Consider the following 19,568-nt stretch of genomic DNA (forward strand, 5'->3'; position numbering starts at 1 on the left):
CATCGCGAGCAAGCTTTGCTCCCAGAAGATGACCTTGCCACAAGCTTCTGCTTCAGCCTTGGGTTTGTGTTTCAGCCTTGGGTTTTCTCGCTGGCTTCTTCCGGCAACTCAGGCAGCCCATCCGCATCGGTCATCGCCCGTTCGAGCAATTCGCTGGGCAAGCTCTTGCTGGCCCGGGCGCCGAGCAGCTTGAGCTGTTCGCTGCGGCTGATCAGGTTGCCGCGCCCTTCCGTCAATTTGTTGCGCGCGGCACTGTAGGCTTTGTCCAACTGCTGCAAGCGACTGCCGATCTCATCCAGGTCCTGGATGAACAAGACGAACTTGTCATACAGCCACCCGGCCCGCTCGGCGATTTCCCGGGCGTTCTGGCTCTGGCGTTCCTGCTTCCACAAGCTATCGATCACCCGAAGGGTCGCCAGCAACGTGGTCGGGCTGACGATCACGATGTTGCGGTCGAAGGCTTCCTGGAACAGGTTCGGCTCGGCTTGCAAGGCGGCGGAAAACGCCGCTTCGATCGGCACGAACAACAACACGAAATCCAGGCTGTGCAAACCGTCCAGGCGTTTGTAGTCCTTGCCGGCCAAGCCTTTGACGTGGGCTCGCAACGACACCACATGTTGCTTGAGGGCCAGTTGGCCAATGGCGTCATCTTCGGCGGCCACGTACTGCTGATAGGCCGTGAGGCTGACCTTGGAGTCGACCACTACTTGTTTGTCGCCAGGCAGATAAATCAACACGTCCGGCTGGAAACGCTCGCCGTCCGGGCCCTTGAGGCTGACCTGGGTCTGATACTCGCGGCCCTTCTCCAGGCCAGCATGTTCGAGCACCCGCTCCAGAATCAACTCGCCCCAGTTGCCCTGGGTCTTCTGGCCCTTGAGTGCCCGAGTGAGGTTGGTGGCCTCGTCGCTCAAGCGCAGGTTCAGCTGTTGCAAGCGCTCCAGCTCCTTGCCCAGGGAGAAACGTTCCCGGGCCTCGGCCTGATAACTTTCTTCGACGCGTTTTTCGAAGGACTGGATGCGCTCCTTCAGCGGATCGAGCAACTGGCCCAGGCGCTGTTGGCTGGTTTCGGCGAAACGCTGCTCACGCTCATCGAAGATTTTTCCGGCGAGCTCGGCGAATTGTGCCCGCAACTCGTCGCGCGAACCTTGCAGATCATCCAGGCGTTGCTGATGGCTTTCCTGCTGCTCGCGCAGTTCGGCATGCAACGACGCCGCCTGGGCATCGAGCCGCCGCAATTCTGCTTCCTTGTTGGCGCGCTCGAGGTTCCAGGCGTGGGCCGCATCCCGGGCGTTGTCCCGCTCGATTTGCAACAACTCGACTTCACGACAGGCTGCGGCAAGCTCGGCTTGCTTGGCGGCGTTGGCCTGGCTCAGGTCGCTGATCTCATCGCGGCAGGCATCGAGCTGGGCATTGAGGCCGTCGTGGGCCATGTGCGCGGTGGCCAGGCGTTCTTCCAGCAGGGCCTGTTCGGTCTGCGCAGCGCCGGCCTGGCGTTGCAGGTGCCAGGCCAGTGCCAGCAATGGCACCGCAGCGCCCGCCAGGCCAAACAACAGGCTGGTCAAATCCATAGCCATGACAATTCCTGCCGATCAAATAAAGCCCGAAGGTTAACCAAGCGGCCGGGGGTTGCCCAGCTCGGTCTTCGTTTTCAGCCTTCGATTTCACCGAGGGCCCGGCGGGCTCGATCATCGCCGGCCCGCGCGGCCTGGCGCAGCAGGTCCTGGCCGATGCGGCGATCCCGGGCGTTGCCGCATTCACGGCACATCAATTGTCCGAGGCGACTTTGCGCGGCCACCACGCCTTCACGGGCCGGTTGCTTGAGTAAACGGCCGGCCAAGTGCTTGACGCTGGGGCTATCTCCCAGTCTCGGGCTGTCGAGTAGCCACTCGGCCACCCGCATCGAAATACGCTTGGGTGGGGTAACACCATGGGATGTGGAGGTAACAGGATTTGATACGGAGCGAAACTTCATAAAACACTGTGGGCTAGATCGGAAGGCGCGCCACTCTACTCCTTTTTTCGTACGGGTAAAGCCGAAAAAAACCAGCACGCCCGTGCTAGAGCAAGCGCTTGGGACAATCCACAGAAGCTGTGGATAACTCAGTGGACAACCCACCCTGAACTCGCGCAAAGCCCTGTGGAACGGGGCCTGCGCTCAAACTGACGATTTTTTCACCAGTAAAAAAAAGCGATGTTTTTCATTGACTTAAATTTTGGATACAGGCACCCACCCCGGATTGTTTCGACATGACAGTACAGTGACAAGTGGTGCAGCGAGTGTGCACAAGTAACAGCCGAATGGGTTATAACGCTGCGCTTTTTTGGCGCATCTGGCGGTAAAACCTGGGGATAAACCTCGGGCCTTGCGCGCGGCGTGGGTGGCATGGACACACCCGAGTACAGTTGGGTCCTGTGCTACGCGTCCGATCCCGACATCGACGCATGGCCCTGCTTGAATATTTTTTAACCAACGCCCTTCCCTTCACGAGTTCGATCCGTTAGTATCCGCAGCGTTAGTACCAAGCTGAAAGTCAATTCCGGGTCGAACACATCTCCACGGTCAGCCATCCTTCAAAGGACACCTCACCGAAAAAAGGAGACCGGCCCCCTCGATGGTTTCCAGGTAAACCTTGCGTCAACACAGCCTTTGATCGAATGCAAAGGGTGTTGCCAGGCTCATTACTCTGACCGAACCAACCTGCAAAATTGATCAGGATCTTCACCCCGGGCCCAGAACCTTTGCCCTTGATGTGTTGCCTGCCCTCCTAAGTACCTACCTGCCAGCCCAAGCGCGCACTTTATATAGCGCTCAAACTGGCTGCTTTGTTCCAGTCGGGTTCTTCGTTCGACCAATGGTGGTCGACGTTACTGGAACGTTTTAACGTTGCACGGTTCTTAACCGTGTCATTTGTAGGAACACCCATAACATGTCTACTCAAATCCACGCACAGGATGCTATCCGCACCCTCACCAACGCTTTTGCCCCGATGAACTGCCTGATCATGGCCGCTCGCAAAGGCTGCTTCAGCTTCACCCTGGTCAACGAACACGGCATCGCCCGTCACAGCGAACGCCTGTACCCCGATCAGTACTCCAGCGCCGAACCGCTGCAGGCCGTGATCGAGCGTACCCGCCAGGCACTGGTTGCCTGAGACGCCAGAAAGGCTGAAACCCCAAAGGCCCCGCCCAAAAAGCGGGGTTTTTTATTGCCTGGAATTTCTCGATCAAGCGAAACGGCGTAAGTACCAAGGGATATAACAGTTATAACCGTTCGTTGAAGATGTTTTAAAAACAGTCCTTTACAACGTAAATATGACACTACACTTCAAGTCAAGCGGCATGATCCGCTTCCGGCGGGGCCTGGACCGATCCACCGCTGCCAAGCCCACACTCTTCAGGCTCCGCCCATTTCACACTTCGAGGGTTTTATGGGTATCGCTGCCAGCGAACTGTGTCGATATGTGATCCGCCCGACGCTCCTCTACCTTGAGCGTCACAGCGCAACTGCGGAATCCTTGTTGCTGGGTATTGCCGCCAGCCAGTCCGCCCTGGGTTCAGCCCTGCATGATCGCCGCGGGCATGGCCTGTATCGCATTACCGAGCCCCGACACCAGGCACTCTGGGACCATTACCTGGCGCTGGACCCGGAACGAGCCAGCCTGGTACGCGGCCTGGCCAGCCAGCACGCCTTCCTCAGCGGCCCGCACCTGGAATTGACCGTCAACCTGCGCTATGCCACCGCCATTGCCTGGCTGCTGGTGGAGGAACAGAACACTCCGCTTCCTGAAGCCGATGACCTGCTTGGCATGGCCCGCATCTGGCGACAAACCTTTCACCCCCAAGGGCGCCTGCGAGATTTCACCTGCGCATGGCGAAGCTGTGTTTCACCCATGAATCAGGTCGCTTGCTGATGTGGAAATTTGGAAACTTCCTGCAACGGTCGCGAATCTGGTCGGATTGTCCTACAAAACCCCTCTAAATCAAGCGATACGGGCTATAGCGCTTGCACGAAAATGTTGGTAATTTTCGCCCCGGTGATCATCAGGAGTTCTAACAATGAAAAAAATCATGCTCAAAACCACCCTTGGCCTTGCCGTGACCTTGGCATCCACCCAACTTTTCGCCAGTGGCTTTGCCTTGAACGAACAAAGCATCAGTGGCATGGGCACTGGTTTCGCAGGTCGTTCTTCCGCTGCCGATGACGCCAGCACCGTGTTTGGCAACCCTGCCGGCATGTCGCGCCTCAAGCGCCAGCAAGTCACCGGTGGCTTCGCCGCCATTGATGCCTCCACCGATATCGACGATGCCAGCGGCACCAAGTCCGGCACTAACAAGGGCGACATGGTCCCGCTGACCGGCGTTCCGATGGGTTATTACGTCAAGCCTATCGATGATCAATGGGCATTCGGCCTGGGTGTCTACGCACCGTTTGGCTTGATCACCGATTATGAAAACGGCTTCCAGGGCGGCAACTTCGGTAGCAAGAGCGAAGTGAAGGTCGTCACGTTCCAGCCAACCGTCAGCTATGCCTTCAACGACAAGGTATCGATCGGTTTCGGCCCGACCATCAACCGTATTTCCGGCTCTCTGGAGTCGACGCTGAACACTCCGTTTTCAGCTAATGACGGCGACGTGAAGATCAAGGGCGACGACATTGGCTACGGCTACAACATTGGCGTGCTGGTCCAGGCGACCGACACCACTCGTGTCGGCCTGACCTACCACTCCAAGGTCAAGTACAAGCTTGAAGGCCACACTGAAGTGAGCCCTGGCGCCGGTACTCCTGCGGTACTTTTGAATAACGGGCGCTACGATGCCTCGCTGGACATCACCACACCTGAATCGGTGGACTTTTCGGTCACCCAAAAGCTCAATGATGCCTGGACCGTTTATGCGGGCAGCACCTGGACACGCTGGAGTCGCCTGAAAGAAATCACCGTGAATAACGAAGGGGTGACAACATCGGGTGGTGTGTTCGCTCCTGCCTTCCTCGGTACCATCACCGAAGAGCAAAACTGGCACGACACCTGGGCCTACGCCATCGGTACTTCCTACCAGTTGAACAAACAGTGGGTACTGCGTACCGGCCTGTCCTTCGACCAGGCACCGACCAACAACGCCGACCGCTCGCCACGCATCCCTACTGGCGACCGGACCATCTTCAGCCTCGGTGCCGGCTGGAGCCCGACCGACGACCTGACCATCGACGTGGCTTATTCCTACCTCAAGGAAGAAAAAGTCAACGTCAGCGGCAGCAACGCCCTCGGCCAGTCCTACAACGCCAAATATGAAAACAGCGCCAACGGTTTCGGTGTCGGTGCAACCTACCGCTTCTGATGTTTCACGGCGAACCTGAACCCCTCGCCACCTGAAGCGAAAAAAAGCCCCGCACTCTGCAAAGAGGCGGGGCTTTTTCGTGGCTGGCGATCAGGGTCTGGAAGCAATGGCCGCTTCCACCGCCTTGATGAAATCGGGATCGTCAGGCTTGATCCGGCTGGAAAAACTGCCTACGACATTGCCCTGGCGGTCCACCACATACTTGTAGAAATTCCATTTCGGCGCGCTGGATTGTTCAGCCAGGTGCCTGAACAACGGTATCGCATCCGCACCGCGCACCGGTTGAGGTTCGGTCATGGTGAAGGTCACGCCGTAATTGACGTAGCAGACCTTGGCGGTTTCAGCACCGTCCTTGGACTCCTGCTTGAAGTCATTGGACGGCACACCCAGCACTTGCAACCCTTGCTCCTTGTAGCGCTGGTTGAGCGCTTCGAGGCCTTTGAATTGCGGGGCGAACCCACAGAAGCTGGCAGTGTTGACCACCACCAGCGGCTTGCCGGCGAAGCGCTGGCACAAATCAATGGTTTCCTTGGCCCGCAGCTTGGGCAACGAACCTTCCAGCAACGGTGGGCAACCGGCGGCCCAGACTTGCCCGGTCACAGCCAGCAACAGGGCGGGAACAGCAAACCAACGCATCAACATGTCTATCTTCCTTAAAAGCACGTCAGACCACGACGTTACTCGCAGCGTCCGATGCCGTCCATTGTTCAGCAGTTGCCCATGCCCAGCTGCATCAAGGCCAACCCGCCCTGATGCCAACCCCACCAGGCGAACGCCAGCAGCAGGCCGGCACCGGCAGCGATCAACCACGGGCCGACACGACTCATGCTGCGCCGGCCTGGACTTGCAGGCGCGCCACCGGACGTTCACGTACTGGCCAGTTCAACGCCGCCGCCAACAGGCTGAGCAGGATCGACACCTGCCAGATCAAGTCATAGCTGCCGGTACGGTCGTACACCACCCCGCCCAACCAACCACCGAGGAACGAGCCCAACTGGTGGAACAGGAACACGATCCCACCCAACATAGAGAGATTTCGTACACCAAACAGGGTCGCCACCGTGCCGTTGGTCAACGGCACCGTCGACAGCCACAGAAAGCCCATCGCCATGCCGAACAGATACGCAGTGGTGGTGGTCACGGGCAGCCACAGGAACAAACCGATCACCACCGCCCGCACCAAGTACAACCCAGTCAGCAGGCGTGGCTTGGACATGCGCCCCCCAGCCAGCCGGCGGTATAGGTGCCGAAGATATTGAACAACCCGACCAGGGCCAGCACGGTGGTGCCGACGCTGGCTGGCAGGTGTTGGTCCACCAGGTACGCCGGCAAATGCACGCCAATGAACACCACCTGGAACCCGCAAACGAAAAAGCCAATCGCCAGCAGCCAGAACCCGGAATGACTGCATGCCTCACGCAAGGCTTCGACCAGAGTTTGCTCATGGCCAGCGACCGGCAACGGCGCGTCCTTGAGCATGCTCACCAGCGGCACGATCAACGCCACCAGCAGCCCCAGCGCCAACAACGCCGCCGACCAACCGAGCCAACCGATCAGCCCCAGCGTACCGGGCAGCATGGCGAACTGGCCGAAGGAACCGGCGGCACTGGCGATACCCATGCCCATGCTGCGTTTTTCCGGCGGCACGGCCCGTCCGACCACACCCAGAATCACCGAAAACGACGTGCCCGACAGACCGATACCAATCAAAAGGCCCGCGCTCAACGACAAGGACCATGGCGAATCGGCCATGCCCATGAACACCAGGCCCACTGCGTACAGCACACCGCCGATCAGCACCACTTTCGCCGCACCGAAGCGGTCGGCCAGCGCGCCGGTGAACGGCTGCGCCAGGCCCCAGATCAGGTTCTGCAAGGCAATGGCGAAGGCGAATACCTCACGGCCCCAGCCGAACTCGGCACTCATGGGCGCCAGGAACAGGCCGAAGCCATGCCGTACGCCCAGGGACAACGCCAGGATCAGCGCGCTGCCCACCAGGACCCAACCACAGGTACGCCACATCGATGTCATTCTTGTTCTCCGGTCGCGGGTATATACCCACTTATTATCGAACGAACCGGCTTCACGCCAGTTCATCCAGCAAGGCCAGCAAGGTCGCACGCTTTTCGGCGCCCAGCTTATCGATCAGTTTCTGCTGCGCCGCTTCCCAGGCAGGCAACGCCGCCGCCAGCCGGGCCTGCCCCGTTTCAGTGAGCACGACGATGCGGTTACGCAGGTCGTCACCCTCGGCCAGCGCCACCAGCCCTTCGCCTTCCAGCACCCGCAGGTTACGACCCAGGGTGCTGCGGTCCAGGCCCATGGCCTCGGCCAGGGAAGAAATACTCGGCTGGTCCAGGCGCGCCAGGTTGCTCAGCAAAGAATACTGGGCAACGTTGATCCCGAAGCCGTCGAGGGCGCCGTCGTAATATCTGCTGACGCCACGGGCGGCACGACGCAGGTTGATGCACAGACATTGGGAAGGAAGCATGATGCGTGTATATACCCGCGACTGAATGAATGCAAATTTAAATGAACGCTGTCCTGCCAGCAAGATCCGGATTCAACTCAACGCCAACGCTACCAGAACGGCCATCTCCAGCAGTTCCAGCAAGGCGCCCGCCGTATCCCCGGTGCATCCTTGCAGCCTGCGCAGCATCATCCGTTGCAGCCCGATGAACACCAGCGCGGCAACCACCAGCGTCCACAGCCCGGTCCAGCCCAACAGCAGCAGGCTCCCCAACGCACAGGCCGCCAACACCTGCCAGCCCGAGCGTCGCGGCAGGTGATCGGCGAGCGCCTGGCCTAACCCACCGGCACGCACGTAAGGGGTGGTCAGGAACAGGCCGAGCAACGCGGCACGCCCCAGCACCGGCACGATGACCAAGGCCAACGTTTGTCCCTGCTCGATCAACGCCAGCAGCGCGGTGAATTTGAGCAGCAACACCAGCACCAGGGTGATCACTGCGATCGGCCCACTGCGCGGGTCTTTCATGATCAGCAGCGTGCGCTCGCGATCGCCAAAACCACCGAGCCAGGCATCGGCGCTGTCGGCCAGGCCATCGAGGTGCAGGCCGCCGCTGAGCAACACCCACGCGCTCAGCAACAGCGCAGCGTGCAGCAGCAACGGCGTGCCCAGCAGCAGTGCATTGAGCAGCCACAGCAAAACACCGAACAACAGCCCCACCACCGGATAGAGCAACAGCGAACGACCCAGCTGTTCAGGCTCGGGCATGCCGGGCAGGCGCACCGGCAGGCTGCTGAGAAATTGCAAGGCGATCCAGAAGGGCAGCATCGTCAATCCGCCTCTTTGAGCACGGGCCCTGCCGACACAGCCAGGGAAAACAGCGCGCCATGGCCGACTTCGACATTGAGCAATTGCTCCCGAGGCAGACCCCGGGCCTGGGCCAGCAGCAGGCGCATCACGCCACCATGGCTGACCAGCAAGACCCGCTGACCGGCATAGGTCGAGTGCAGGTGTTCGACCGCCGCCAGCACGCGGCTGGAAAACGCCAGCATCGGCTCGCCTTCGGGGGGTGTGAAGGCATAGGGATCGGCCCAGAACTGGCCCAGTGCCTCGGCGTCGGTGTCCATCAGCGCTGCTGCGCTACGGCCTTCCCAGGCGCCGAAATGCAGCTCTTGCAGATCTTTGTCCAGCTGCACCGGCACGCCGAGTCGGGCACCAAGTTGCTCGGCGAAACGGGCGCAACGTTGCAACGGTGAACTCACCAGGCAATCCCAGGGCCCGCCTTGCTCGACTGCCGTGTGCATCTGCTCCCAGCCCCTGGCCGTCAAGGCATCGTCGAGGCTGCCGCGCAAGCCACCGCCCAGCTCGGTTTCGCCGTGACGCAGCAGGTCCAGGCGCAAGGTCATGCCGGGCGATCCGCCACGGCCGCTTCGGCGAACGTCGCCATTTGTCCATGAAGGTCACAGGCCAGGCGCAACAGTGGCACCGCCAACGCCGCACCACTGCCCTCGCCCAGGCGCAGGCCGAGGTCCAGCAGCGGTTCGGCGCCGAGGGTTTCCAGCACGTGGCGATGGCCCGGCTCGGCGCCGCGATGGCCGAACAGCAACCAGGGCCGGCACGCGGGATTGAGGCGCACCGCCACCAGGGCCGCGACGCTGCAGATGAAACCATCCACCAGCACGGCGACGCCCTGCTGGGCACAGGCCAGGTACGCACCGACCAACGCGGCGATTTCAAAACCGCCGAGGTTGAACAGGGTCTGCAACGGGTCGCTGCCCTGAACAGTGTGCAGCGCCAGGGCCCGTTCGATCACCTGGGCCTTGCGGCTGACACCCGCCGCGTCCAACCCCGTGCCCGGCCCGACCAGATGCGCCACCGGGCATTCGAGCAAGGCGCAGGCCAGGGCGCTGGCGGCCGTGGTGTTGCCGATGCCCATCTCGCCGCCAATGAACAAGTGCGTCCCGGCCGCGACCGCACGCGCCACGCTGTCGCGTCCGGCATGCAAGGCCTGCTCGCCCTGGCTCACCGTCATCGCCGGGCCCTGGGCAAAATTCGCCGTGCCCGGCCCGACGTTCAGGTGCCGTACGCCGGGCAGGTCCAGCGAAGGCGTGACGGTGCCCAGGTCCACCACTTCCAGCGACGCGCCCAGTTGCCGCGCCAGGACGCTGATGGCCGCGCCGCCGCTGACGAAGTTGAGCAGCATCTGCCCGGTGACCTCCTGGGGATAGGCCGATACGCCCTCGGCGACCACGCCATGGTCACCGGCGAAAATCGCGATCCATAGCCGCTCCAGGCTCGGTTTGACCTGCCCTTGCAGGCCCGCCAGTTGCACCGCCACCGACTCCAGCCGCCCCAGGGAGCCCGCTGGTTTGGTCAGTTGTTGCTGACGGGCCGTAGCCTGTTCCAGGGCCTGGGTATCGACGGGCTTGCACGGGTCCAGCCACCAGCAGTGATTCATAACGCAGTACCTTTGAGAGTCAGGGGCAGGCCGGCGACGGTCAGCACGACGCGCTGACAACGTTCGGCCAAGGCTTGATGCAGCCAACCGGCTTCATCGACGTAACGGCGAGTCAGCTCGCCCAGTGGCACGACACCCATGCCGGTCTCGTTGCTGACAAAAATGATCTCCCCGGGCAGCGCGGCCAGGCAGTCCAGCAGTGCTTCGCGTTCGGCGCTCAGTTGCTCGGGGTCGTCGAGCATCAGCAGGTTGGTCAGCCACAGGGTCAGGCAATCCACCAGCAGGCATTGCCCGTGGGCGGCGTTTTCCCGCAGCACCCGCGCCAGGGCCAGGGGTTCTTCCACCAGCGCCCATTGGGTCGGGCGCCGCGCGCGGTGTTGCACGACTCGCGCGTTCATCTCGCCATCCAGGGGTTGGCTGGTGGCGATGTAGGTCACTGGCAATTGGGTGTCTGTGGCGAGTTTTTCCGCCAGGCGACTCTTGCCGGAGCGGGCGCCGCCGAGGATCAGTTGCAGCATGGGTCATTACCTTTTATTTGGCGCTGTGGCGACTGGCCTCTTCGCGAGCAAGCTCGCTCCCACAAGGGGAGTTATGGTGTGCACGAATTCTGTGGTCATCAGACATCCAATGTGGGAGCGAGCTTGCTCGCGAAGGGGCCGGCACAGCCACCTCAAATCCCACAGAGTTCACGCAGCAACCGAGTATCCAAATGCCGCTCCACCAGATCCGCCAGCCGCTCGATGTCCCGCTCGCGCAACCCGTGGTAATCCACCGCCTGCACATCCTGCAACCCGGCCCAGCGCAACAACGCGCTACTGGCCGCCGGCGACTCAAAGAGCCCATGCAGGTAGGTGCCGAACACCTGCCCGTCGAGACTCTGGGCACCGTCGCAACGACCGTCCTCCAGATGCACCGCGGGGTTTTCCAGGGCCGGGCCGGTGGTCACGCCCGCGTGGATCTCATAGCCGCTGACCTCAGCCTCTTCCAAGGCCAGTCGCCCGCGCACATTGCGCAATTGCTTCTCGTGTTCCAGCGTCGTGTCGAAATCCAGCAGGCCCAGCCCGGCACTGGAACCGGCCGCGCCTTCGAGCCCCGACGGGTCGTGGACCTGCTGGCCGAGCATCTGCAAACCGCCGCAGATACCCAGCAGCTTGCCACCGTAGCGCAGGTGACGGTTGATCGCCGTTGCCCAACCGTTGGCGCGTAGATAGGCCAGGTCGCTGCGCACGCTTTTCGAACCGGGCAGGATGATCAGGTCAGCCGGCGGGATGGGCTGGCCGGGGCCGATGAATTGCAAGTCGACCTGCGGGTGCAGGCGCAGTGGATCGAAATCGGTGTGATTGCTGATGCGCGGCAACACCGGCACCACCACCTTGAGCACCTGCTCAGCCTTGGCGGTTTGGCGCTGGTCGAGGCCGTCCTCGGCTTCCAGGTGCAGGTCCATCACGTAGGGCAGCACGCCGATCACCGGTTTGCCGGTGCGCGCTTCCAGCCAGTCCAGGCCCGGTTGCAGCAAGGCGATGTCGCCGCGAAAACGGTTGATGATGAAGCCCTTGACCCGCGCCTGTTCACTGGGCGAAAGCAGCTCCAGGGTGCCGACCAGATGAGCGAACACCCCGCCACGATTGATATCGGCGATCAGCAGCACCGGGCAATCCACCGCCTCGGCAAAGCCCATGTTGGCAATGTCACCAGCGCGCAGGTTGATCTCGGCCGGCGAGCCGGCGCCTTCCACCATCACCACCGGATAGGCCGCGCTCAAGCGCGCGTGGGAGGCCAGCACGGCTTGCATCGCGATGGCTTTGTAATCGTGATAGGCCACCGCATTCATGGTGGTCACGGCACGACCATGGATGATCACTTGGGCGCCGGTGTCGCTGTTGGGCTTGAGCAGCACCGGGTTCATGTCGGTGTGCGGTTCCAACCCCGCCGCCTGGGCCTGCACGGCCTGGGCGCGGCCGATTTCGCCGCCGTCGGCCGTCACGGCACTGTTGAGGGCCATGTTCTGCGGCTTGAACGGCACCACGCTCACATCTTGGCGCCGGACCCAGCGGCACAAAGCCGTGACCAAGGTACTTTTGCCGGCATCGGACGTGGTGCCCTGCACCATCACTGTGGTCATTGGGTGTCCTTGGCGTAGGCCTCTAAGGCCTGTTCGAGGCGCAGGAATTCGCTGTCGTCGGCCGGCAGTCCGAAGCGCAGGCTGCTGGTGTTGGTAAACAAGCGCAGGAGAATGCCGCGATGGGCCATGAAATCGTGAAGTCCCAGGGCGCGCTCGGTGACCAGCCATTGGAACAATCCGCAGCCACCTTGCGGCTTGAAGCCGTGGCGTTCGAGCATCAGCGCCAGGCGTTGACTGGTGGCGTCGCAGCGTTGGCGCTGGCGGGCGTGGGCGTCGGTGTCCAGCAGGCACGCCTGGCCCAGCACTCGGGTCGGCCCACTGACGACCCACGGCCCGACCTGTTCGGCGAGCAACTTGAGCAAGCGACGTTCGGCCAATACAAACCCCAGGCGAACCCCGGCCAGGCCAAAGAACTTGCCGAACGAGCGCAGCACGATCAACCCGACCAGATGGGTGTGCGCCGCCAGGCTCAACGCCGGCGTGACGTCCATGAAGGCTTCATCCACCACCAGCCAGCCACCGCGCTGGGCCAGGCGCGCATGCCAGTCCAGCAAGCGCTCGGGCGCAAGGCTCAGGCCCGTGGGATTGTTCGGATTGACCACCACCAGCACGTCGAGGCTGTCGAGAAAGAAATCCACCTCCGACTCCAGCACTTCGCGCACGATGTAGCCGCTGCGGCGCCAGGCTTCGGCGTGCTCGGCGTAACAGGGCGACAAGACACCGACCTTGCCGGCCCGGCGCAGGCGCGGCAACAGCTGGATGGCCATCTGCGAACCGGCCACCGGCAGCACATTCAGCGCGCCGTAATAATCGCAGGCCGCCTGCTCCAAGCCGTCATCGGTTTCCGGCAGGCGCGCCCAGGCGCGCAGGGGAATCGCCGGGACGTCGAACGGCCAAGGCGCGAGTCCGCTGGACAAGTCGAGCCAATCAGCCTCGGCAATGCCGTATTGCCGGATTGCGTTGCGCAAACGGCCACCGTGCTCAAGCATAAAACTCAGCTCCCAGGCAGAGAATCAGCAGCCATAACCATACGCCGCGCTGGACCAATTGCCAGCCGCGATCAATGGCGTCGGCACTCGCCGGCACGCCTTCGCCCAGCGCTGGACGCCGGTGCAGTTCGCCGTGATAAACCGCCGCCCCGCCCAGCTCGACACCCAGCGCTCCGGCACCGGCGGCCATCACTGGTCCGGCGTTGGGGCTGTCCCAGGTCGGGCCCTGGGTGCGCCAGCACTTGAGCGCCAGGCGGGTTTTACCGAGCAGCGCGTAGGTCAATGCCACCAGGCGCGCCGGAATGTAGTTGAGCCCATCATCGATTTTTGCCGCCGCCCAGCCGAAGCGCTCGAAGCGTTCGTTGCGATAGCCCCACATGGCGTCGAGGGTATTGCTCAGGCGGTACAACACCACCCCGGGAGCGCCGGCCACGGCGAACCAGAACAACGCGGCGAACACCGCGTCGCTGCCATTTTCCAGCACCGATTCGGTGGCGGCGCGGGCCACGGCGGCTTCATCCAGTTCCGCCGTTTCGCGGCTGACCAGGTAGCCGACACGCTTGCGCGCCTCCGCCAGGTCGCCGCTGCGCAAGGCCCGCGCCACCGGCTCGACATGTTCACCGAGGCTGCGCAGGCCGAGGGCACAGTACAAGGCGAGGATCTCCACCAGCCAGCCCACCATCGGCACCCACGAAAGGGCCGTGGCGAGCAAGGTCAACGGCACCACGGCGATGATCCACGCCGTCACCCCATGGCTGCGCCAACCGCGTCCGCCGGAATTGAAACGTTGTTCGATGCGATCGGCAAAACCGCCGAACGCCACCAGCGGATGCCAGCGCCGGGGCTCGCCCAGCAGCGCATCCAGCGCCACGGCGGCGGCACTGAGCAACGCCACACTCATGGGCTCACTCCCCAATGGTTTTCATATAGCAGTTCATTGAGCGGGCGCGGTTGCGCCCAACCTTCCAGAGCGAGCATCGGCGCCGGATAAAAACCCTCGACCGGGCCCAGGCAGAGGATCGCCAGCGGCTTGGCCCCGGCGGGCAGGCCCAGCAGGTCGGCCAGGGCCTGGGGTTCGAATAGCGACACCCAGCCCATCCCCAGCCCTTCTGCGCGGGAAGCCAGCCACAGGTTCTGGATCGCGCAGGACAGCGAGGCCAGGTCCATTTCCGGCAAGGTCCGACGACCGAAGATGTGCCGCTCACGATCTTCCATCAACGCCGCCACCAGCACTTCGGCACAGTCGTCGATACCTTCGACCTTGAGCGTCATGAATTCATCGCTGCGCTCACCCAGGGCCTCGGCGGTGCGAATGCGTTCCTGCTCCACCAGTTCGCGGATCTGCCCACGCAAGGCGCGGTCGCTGATGCGGATGAATCGCCACGGTTGCATCAGCCCGACGCTGGGGGCCTGGTGTGCGGCTTCCAGTAGGCGGCGCAGCAAGGCCGGCTCAACCGTCCCGCCGCTGAAATGGCGCATGTCGCGGCGCTCGGCGATAGCGCGGTAGATGGCGTCGCGTTCGGCCTGGGAGAAAGCGGTGTCTGTCATGGCCTCTTCGCGAGCAAGCTCGCTCCCACATTGGCTAGCGTTGCACTTGAGATCACTGGGTCCCCTGTGGGAGCGAGCTTGCTCGCGATAGCGGTCTCAGGATCCGGCGCAAACAACGCAGCAATCGCCTTGGGATTGGACGGAAAATAAAAATGCACATAGGAAGCCGTCATGCGCCCCTGCCGGAACACCGCTTCCGCCCCGCGCCCGCCGTTGGGGCTATGGCCACGGGCAATCGGTTCAAGTTCGGTGCTGGTCAGCGAATGATGATAGGTATGCCCACGCAAGGTGCCTTCCGGCAAGTCCACCGATTGCAACGCCAGGGCCGCCAGGCGTTTTTGCATCTGCGCATCACCCGCCAGCAAACCCAGCAGTTCGGTGCGCACGCCTTCGACATCGGTCAATGAATCCAGCAGATACAACATGCCGCCGCATTCGGCGAGCAACGGTTTATCGGCTGCGTGATGGGCACGGATCGCCGCGAGCATCGGCGCGTTCCCGGCAAGCGCAACATGGTGCAGTTCCGGATAACCGCCAGGCAGATAAAGGCTGTCCGCCTCGGGCAGTTCGCTGTCATGAATCGGCGAAAAGAAGCTCAACTGCGCGCCCATGGCCCGCAGCAGATCAAGGCTGGCGCCATAGGTGAAGGCAAACGCTTCGTCACGGGCCACGGCGATGCATACCCCAGCGAGCCACGGCTCAACGGCAATCACCTCGGGCGCGGCGAACTCCACCGCTGGCGGCAGCGCCACTTCACAACTGCCGGCCAGGGCCTGCGCGGCCGCGTCGAGGCGCACGTCCAAGTCGTTCAACTCGCTGGCCTGGACCAAACCGAGGTGACGACTGGGTAATTCGATGCCGGTTTCCCGGGACAGCGCGCCGTACCAGCGCAAGCCTTCGGTCAGGCTGCCTTCAAGCAACTGCGCGTGGCGCAAGGTGCCGACCCGGTTGGCCAAGACCCCGGCGAACGGCAGGTCGGGTTGATAACGCGCCAGGCCCAGGGCCAGGGCGCCGAAAGTCTGGGCCATGGCCGTGCCGTCGATCACCGCCAGCACCGGCACGCCAAAATGCCGCGCCAGATCGGCGCTCGACGGGGTGCCGTCGAACAGCCCCATCACCCCTTCGATCAGGATCAGGTCCGCTTCGGCAGAGGCTTCCCACAACAGTCGGCGACTTTCCTGCTCGCCGACCATCCACATGTCCAATTGATAGACCGGCGCGCCACTGGCCCGCTCCAGGATCATCGGGTCGAGGAAGTCGGGGCCACATTTGAATACGCGCACCTTGCGTCCCTGGTTGCGATGCAACCTGGCCAGCGCCGCGGTGACGGTGGTCTTGCCCTGGCCCGAGGCCGGCGCTGCGATCAGCACCGCCGGACAGTGGCGGCTGGTCATGGCGGGATCGCTCACAGTTCGACGCCTTTCTGCGCCTTGATACCCGCCTGGAACGCGTGCTTGATCATGCCCATTTCAGTCACGGTGTCGGCCAACTCGATCATCTCGGGCTTGGCGCCGCGACCGGTCACCACCACGTGCTGCATCGGTGGGCGGGCCTGCAGATCGCTCAGCACCTGATCGAGGTCGAGGTAACCGTGCTTGAGGGCAATGTTCAACTCGTCGAGCACCACCAGGCCGATGGACGGATCGCTGAGCAACTGGCGCGATACGGCCCAGGCGGCTTCGGCAGCGGCGATGTCGCGCTGGCGATCCTGGGTTTCCCAGGTAAACCCCTCGCCCATGACATGAAAGCGCACCTGCTCCGGGAAGCGGCGGAAGAACAGTTCTTCACCGGTGCTGTTGCGCCCCTTGATGAACTGCACCACGCCGCATTGCATGCCGTGGCCCATGGACCGCGCAAGCATGCCGAACGCCGAGCTGCTCTTGCCCTTGCCGTTGCCCGTCAGCACCAGCAACAGGCCGCATTCATTCGGCGAGTTGGCGATGCGCTCGTCGATCACGGCTTTCTTGCGCAGCATGCGCGCCAGGTGGCGTTCGTTGCGATCAGACGTGTCGGTGAAGAGGGAGTCGGTCATGGGAAGCCTCCGTTTGGGATTGGATAACGGCGGGCGGGCACAAAAAAAGACGGCAACAAGCCTGGCATCGCCCACCGTGATGCCGTTGGATGAATCAGGCCGGTCTCCGGGCTCATGAGCGGCGTGGTGCCGGTCTGTGCGCCTTCCCATGTCTGCGACACAGTGGCTTGAGCACAGCGTTGACTCATTTACCGTTGCGGGGGCAGCGCCGGGTTCGTATGCACTCACCGGCTTCCCTGTTTCACTCTGTCGACCGCAGCCACAGAGCACCTGAAACAAGCGGCGAAGGTTAGAGGGTTGGGGGTGGAGCGTCAATTAAAGCCGCCTGTCGGGACGATCATTGGCGCCGATCAATAAAATGACGCCAATCTTGTGGGATTCTGCGGCAAGTGATATCAAAGCGACATTACGACCCGATATCACAAGAACAAGAGGGCAAAAGCATGCAAGGGATGATCATCAGCAATCCAAAACTGGAGTTTCTGCGTCCAGTGCTGGAACGTTGGTTTGACTGTATCGACCGCTATAACGCGGTGCGTGGCGATAACGACACGCCCTACTGGTTCGATGAAAAAGCCAACCTCGGCTTGCTGTCGGCCGCAGCCTGGATGGCTGAGATGGTCACACTGCAGAACGCCCCGACCCGCAAGCAGAATGAAGAAGGCGAACGCAACGTCAGCGCCGACCTGTTCATCGCCAGCACCGAGGAGCGCGCCTTCATCCAGGCCACCCAGCGCTGGCCCAAGGTCAACAACCTGAACCTGACCCAGCCGCTACTGGAAGCCACCAGCGATGCCAAGCGCATCAGCTATGCCAGCGACCTGAAGCTGGGCTGCCTGTTCGTCTCGCCGCAAAAAGCCCAGCAAAGCGCCACGCCCGAAGAATTGCAGGACATGATCGATGACCTGCAGAAGGAAAACACCTGCGCCGCGGCCTGGTACTTCCCTTACGCCTACCGCAAGTTGCGCAATGAAGCCGGTCATTACCATCCTGGCATTGCGGTGCTATTCAAACAGGCCCATGGTTGATTCATTCAACAAGGAACTGTGCAAGCAAGCTCCCAAAGGGAGCTTGCTTGCCTGGCTGACGGGGCCCACCCGCCGTTGAACCTTCCCGCGTCTACGCTCCTCTATGAATAACTACATGCATTCATAGGGAAGCCAGCATGCTCAAGCCACCCCACCTCCTGATCGTCGTCCTTGCCGCCGGACTTGTCGCTTGCGGCGAGTCGTCCACCTTGCAAGTGTCCGACGGCACCGGCCCAGCGCCGAAACTGCCCGAACCGAACAAGACCCTGATGCCCACCGTCAACATCGCCGAAGCCGTCGGCTGGCCGCAAGGCGCCAAGCCGACCCCGGCCCAGGGCCTGCAAGTGGGTGCATTCGCTGAAGGACTGGACCATCCGCGCTGGCTCTATGTGCTGCCCAATGGTGATGTGCTGGTGGCCGAAACCAACGCCCCACCCAAGCCGGACGACGCCAAAGGCATCCGGGGCTGGGTGATGAAAAAAGTCATGGGCCGCGCCGGCGCCGGCGTGCCCAGCCCCAATCGCATCACTCTGTTGCGCGACGCCAATCACGACGGCATCGCCGAAACCCGCACGGTGTTCCTGGAAAACCTCAACTCACCGTTCGGCATGACCCTGGTCGGCAATGACCTCTACGTGGCCGATACCGACCGATTGATCCGTTTCCCCTACAAGGACGGTGACACGCAAATCAAGGCGCAGCCGACCAAGGTCGTCGATCTGCCCGGGGGCACACTCAACCATCACTGGACCAAGAACGTGATTGCCAGCCGTGACGGCAGCAAGTTGTATGTCACCACCGGCTCGAACAGTAACGTCGCGGAAAACGGCATGGAGGCCGAAGAAGGTCGCGCCGCCATCTGGGAAGTGGACCGTGCCAGCGGAAATCACCGTATCTTCGCCTCGGGCTTGCGCAACCCTAACGGCCTGGCCTGGGAACCCCGCAGCGGCGCGCTCTGGACAGCGGTGAACGAGCGGGATGAGATCGGCAGCGACCTGGTGCCGGACTACATCACGTCGGTCAAGGACGGGGCCTTCTATGGCTGGCCCTACAGCTACTATGGGCAGAATGTCGATGTCCGGGTCGAACCACAGAACCCGGCCCTGGTGGCCAAGGCCATCGCCCCGGACTACGCCGTCGGCCCTCACACCGCCTCATTGGGGCTGACCTTCGCCGAGGGCAGCACCTTGCCTGCACCGTTTACCGAAGGGGCTTTCGTTGGCCAGCACGGCTCCTGGAACCGCAAGCCCCACAGTGGTTATAAAGTGATTTTCGTACCGTTCAACGGCGGCAAGCCGATGGGACAACCGGTGGATGTGCTGACCGGTTTCCTGAACGCCGACGAAAAAGCCCAGGGCCGACCAGTGGGCGTGGTGATCGACAAGCAGGGTGGCTTGTTGGTGGCCGATGATGTGGGGAACAAGATCTGGCGCGTGTCAGGTAAATAAGGCCGACACACCCCTTGTGACGAGGGGATTTACTCCTGACCTGTGGGAGCAAGACTTGCCCGCGATGAAGGCGATGCGGTCTTTCAGAGATCGAGGTGCCTGTTTCGCGAGCAAGCTTTGCTCCCACAGATCAGGGCAACAA

Annotated in this window: 19 protein-coding genes, 1 pseudogene and 1 riboswitch; of the genes and pseudogenes, 5 read left to right on the forward strand and 15 right to left on the reverse strand. The window is 62.4% G+C overall.

All coding sequences use genetic code 11. The annotated features are described in order from the left end of the window. Positions 1–71: 71 nt before the first annotated feature. Positions 72–1,460 (reverse strand): DNA recombination protein RmuC, encoded by a 1,389-nt coding sequence (rmuC, locus tag KI235_RS22595; protein WP_161796658.1) that lies wholly within the window; start codon positions 1,458–1,460, stop codon positions 72–74. Between the two features lie 188 nt (positions 1,461–1,648). Further along, a complete protein-coding gene (locus tag KI235_RS22600; protein ID WP_003204604.1) occupies positions 1,649–1,972 on the reverse strand; it encodes a sel1 repeat family protein in 324 nt (107 codons plus the stop codon). A 955-nt stretch (positions 1,973–2,927) separates the two neighbouring features. Here KI235_RS22600 and KI235_RS22605 point away from each other — a divergent pair. From KI235_RS22605 to KI235_RS22615, 3 genes are all read left to right on the forward strand, one after another. Then, positions 2,928–3,152 (forward strand): hypothetical protein, encoded by a 225-nt coding sequence (locus tag KI235_RS22605; protein ID WP_003204606.1) that lies wholly within the window; start codon positions 2,928–2,930, stop codon positions 3,150–3,152. Positions 3,153–3,428: 276 nt separating this feature from the next. Beyond that, positions 3,429–3,911 (forward strand): hypothetical protein, encoded by a 483-nt coding sequence (locus tag KI235_RS22610; RefSeq protein WP_013694058.1) that lies wholly within the window; start codon positions 3,429–3,431, stop codon positions 3,909–3,911. 145 nt (positions 3,912–4,056) lie between these two features. Beyond that, positions 4,057–5,337 carry an outer membrane protein transport protein gene (locus KI235_RS22615; RefSeq protein ID WP_003204610.1) on the forward strand — a complete coding sequence of 427 codons (1,281 nt, stop codon included), beginning with the start codon at positions 4,057–4,059 and terminating at the stop codon, positions 5,335–5,337. Positions 5,338–5,427: 90 nt separating this feature from the next. Here KI235_RS22615 and KI235_RS22620 read toward each other — a convergent pair whose 3' ends face one another. The 13 genes and pseudogenes from KI235_RS22620 to cobO form a co-directional block, all read right to left on the reverse strand. Then, entirely contained in the window at positions 5,428–5,979 is a 552-nt protein-coding gene (locus KI235_RS22620) for a glutathione peroxidase (RefSeq protein ID WP_003204612.1), read from the reverse strand. A 181-nt stretch (positions 5,980–6,160) separates the two neighbouring features. Then, a pseudogene (locus KI235_RS22625) lies at positions 6,161–7,368 on the reverse strand (MFS transporter). 52 nt (positions 7,369–7,420) lie between these two features. Next, the gene (locus tag KI235_RS22630) at positions 7,421–7,825 is read right to left on the reverse strand and encodes a MarR family winged helix-turn-helix transcriptional regulator (protein WP_003204618.1); all 405 of its coding nucleotides are present in this window, start codon (positions 7,823–7,825) and stop codon (positions 7,421–7,423) included. Between the two features lie 72 nt (positions 7,826–7,897). Next, positions 7,898–8,629, reverse strand: coding sequence for an adenosylcobinamide-GDP ribazoletransferase (locus KI235_RS22635; RefSeq protein ID WP_013694059.1), 732 nt, complete (start codon positions 8,627–8,629; stop codon positions 7,898–7,900). A 2-nt stretch (positions 8,630–8,631) separates the two neighbouring features. Continuing rightward, complete coding sequence (gene cobC, locus KI235_RS22640; protein ID WP_043042619.1) at positions 8,632–9,207, reverse strand: alpha-ribazole phosphatase family protein; 576 nt, start codon at positions 9,205–9,207, stop codon at positions 8,632–8,634. Next, on the reverse strand, positions 9,204–10,259 hold the full coding sequence (gene cobT / locus KI235_RS22645) for a nicotinate-nucleotide--dimethylbenzimidazole phosphoribosyltransferase (protein ID WP_003204626.1): 1,056 nt from the start codon (positions 10,257–10,259) through the stop codon (positions 9,204–9,206). Before cobT ends, cobC begins: the two co-directional genes overlap by 4 nt. Further along, the gene (gene cobU, locus KI235_RS22650; RefSeq protein ID WP_003204628.1) at positions 10,256–10,777 is read right to left on the reverse strand and encodes a bifunctional adenosylcobinamide kinase/adenosylcobinamide-phosphate guanylyltransferase; all 522 of its coding nucleotides are present in this window, start codon (positions 10,775–10,777) and stop codon (positions 10,256–10,258) included. The genes cobT and cobU overlap by 4 nt, the downstream gene beginning before the upstream one ends. A 152-nt stretch (positions 10,778–10,929) precedes the next feature. Further along, on the reverse strand, positions 10,930–12,381 hold the full coding sequence (locus KI235_RS22655; RefSeq protein ID WP_003204630.1) for a cobyric acid synthase: 1,452 nt from the start codon (positions 12,379–12,381) through the stop codon (positions 10,930–10,932). Continuing rightward, positions 12,378–13,370 carry a threonine-phosphate decarboxylase CobD gene (cobD, locus tag KI235_RS22660; protein ID WP_043042620.1) on the reverse strand — a complete coding sequence of 331 codons (993 nt, stop codon included), beginning with the start codon at positions 13,368–13,370 and terminating at the stop codon, positions 12,378–12,380. Before cobD ends, KI235_RS22655 begins: the two co-directional genes overlap by 4 nt. Beyond that, positions 13,363–14,271, reverse strand: coding sequence for an adenosylcobinamide-phosphate synthase CbiB (cbiB, locus tag KI235_RS22665; protein WP_212795310.1), 909 nt, complete (start codon positions 14,269–14,271; stop codon positions 13,363–13,365). The genes cobD and cbiB overlap by 8 nt, the downstream gene beginning before the upstream one ends. Next, the gene (gene bluB / locus KI235_RS22670) at positions 14,268–14,918 is read right to left on the reverse strand and encodes a 5,6-dimethylbenzimidazole synthase (RefSeq protein ID WP_003204638.1); all 651 of its coding nucleotides are present in this window, start codon (positions 14,916–14,918) and stop codon (positions 14,268–14,270) included. Before bluB ends, cbiB begins: the two co-directional genes overlap by 4 nt. Further along, a complete protein-coding gene (locus KI235_RS22675) occupies positions 14,915–16,312 on the reverse strand; it encodes a cobyrinate a,c-diamide synthase (RefSeq protein ID WP_039013999.1) in 1,398 nt (465 codons plus the stop codon). Before KI235_RS22675 ends, bluB begins: the two co-directional genes overlap by 4 nt. A gap of 11 nt (positions 16,313–16,323) precedes the next feature. Then, positions 16,324–16,950, reverse strand: a complete 627-nt coding sequence (cobO, locus tag KI235_RS22680; protein WP_003204642.1) for a cob(I)yrinic acid a,c-diamide adenosyltransferase — start codon at positions 16,948–16,950, stop codon at positions 16,324–16,326. 79 nt (positions 16,951–17,029) lie between these two features. Further along, a riboswitch (cobalamin riboswitch) is annotated at positions 17,030–17,239 on the reverse strand. Positions 17,240–17,393: 154 nt separating this feature from the next. Here cobO and KI235_RS22685 point away from each other — a divergent pair. Further along, positions 17,394–17,978: a hypothetical protein gene (locus KI235_RS22685; RefSeq protein ID WP_013694065.1), complete on the forward strand. Its 585-nt coding sequence runs from the start codon at positions 17,394–17,396 to the stop codon at positions 17,976–17,978. 137 nt (positions 17,979–18,115) lie between these two features. Then, positions 18,116–19,426, forward strand: a complete 1,311-nt coding sequence (locus KI235_RS22690) for a sorbosone dehydrogenase family protein (RefSeq protein ID WP_003204646.1) — start codon at positions 18,116–18,118, stop codon at positions 19,424–19,426. The last annotated feature ends 142 nt before the right edge of the window (positions 19,427–19,568 follow it).

The organism is Pseudomonas sp. St386 (assembly GCF_018325865.1).
Taxonomy (GTDB): domain Bacteria; phylum Pseudomonadota; class Gammaproteobacteria; order Pseudomonadales; family Pseudomonadaceae; genus Aquipseudomonas; species Aquipseudomonas brassicacearum.

Bases quoted from the DNA above. Each gene is read 5' to 3' on its own strand.
- cobT (WP_003204626.1), bottom strand. From the start codon at position 10,259: ATGAATCACTGCTGGTGGCTGGACCCGTGCAAGCCCGTCGATACCCAG.
- KI235_RS22635 (WP_013694059.1), bottom strand. From the start codon at position 8,629: ATGCTGCCCTTCTGGATCGCCTTGCAATTTCTCAGCAGCCTGCCGGTG.
- KI235_RS22630 (WP_003204618.1), bottom strand. From the start codon at position 7,825: ATGCTTCCTTCCCAATGTCTGTGCATCAACCTGCGTCGTGCCGCCCGT.
- cbiB (WP_212795310.1), bottom strand. From the start codon at position 14,271: ATGAGTGTGGCGTTGCTCAGTGCCGCCGCCGTGGCGCTGGATGCGCTG.
- bluB (WP_003204638.1), bottom strand. From the start codon at position 14,918: ATGACAGACACCGCTTTCTCCCAGGCCGAACGCGACGCCATCTACCGC.
- KI235_RS22615 (WP_003204610.1), top strand. From the start codon at position 4,057: ATGAAAAAAATCATGCTCAAAACCACCCTTGGCCTTGCCGTGACCTTG.
- KI235_RS22685 (WP_013694065.1), top strand. From the start codon at position 17,394: ATGCAAGGGATGATCATCAGCAATCCAAAACTGGAGTTTCTGCGTCCA.
- cobU (WP_003204628.1), bottom strand. From the start codon at position 10,777: ATGCTGCAACTGATCCTCGGCGGCGCCCGCTCCGGCAAGAGTCGCCTG.
- cobD (WP_043042620.1), bottom strand. From the start codon at position 13,370: ATGCTTGAGCACGGTGGCCGTTTGCGCAACGCAATCCGGCAATACGGC.
- KI235_RS22610 (WP_013694058.1), top strand. From the start codon at position 3,429: ATGGGTATCGCTGCCAGCGAACTGTGTCGATATGTGATCCGCCCGACG.
- KI235_RS22620 (WP_003204612.1), bottom strand. From the start codon at position 5,979: ATGTTGATGCGTTGGTTTGCTGTTCCCGCCCTGTTGCTGGCTGTGACC.
- KI235_RS22675 (WP_039013999.1), bottom strand. From the start codon at position 16,312: ATGACCAGCCGCCACTGTCCGGCGGTGCTGATCGCAGCGCCGGCCTCG.
- KI235_RS22600 (WP_003204604.1), bottom strand. From the start codon at position 1,972: ATGAAGTTTCGCTCCGTATCAAATCCTGTTACCTCCACATCCCATGGT.
- KI235_RS22605 (WP_003204606.1), top strand. From the start codon at position 2,928: ATGTCTACTCAAATCCACGCACAGGATGCTATCCGCACCCTCACCAAC.
- cobC (WP_043042619.1), bottom strand. From the start codon at position 9,207: ATGACCTTGCGCCTGGACCTGCTGCGTCACGGCGAAACCGAGCTGGGC.
- KI235_RS22655 (WP_003204630.1), bottom strand. From the start codon at position 12,381: ATGACCACAGTGATGGTGCAGGGCACCACGTCCGATGCCGGCAAAAGT.
- cobO (WP_003204642.1), bottom strand. From the start codon at position 16,950: ATGACCGACTCCCTCTTCACCGACACGTCTGATCGCAACGAACGCCAC.
- KI235_RS22690 (WP_003204646.1), top strand. From the start codon at position 18,116: ATGCTCAAGCCACCCCACCTCCTGATCGTCGTCCTTGCCGCCGGACTT.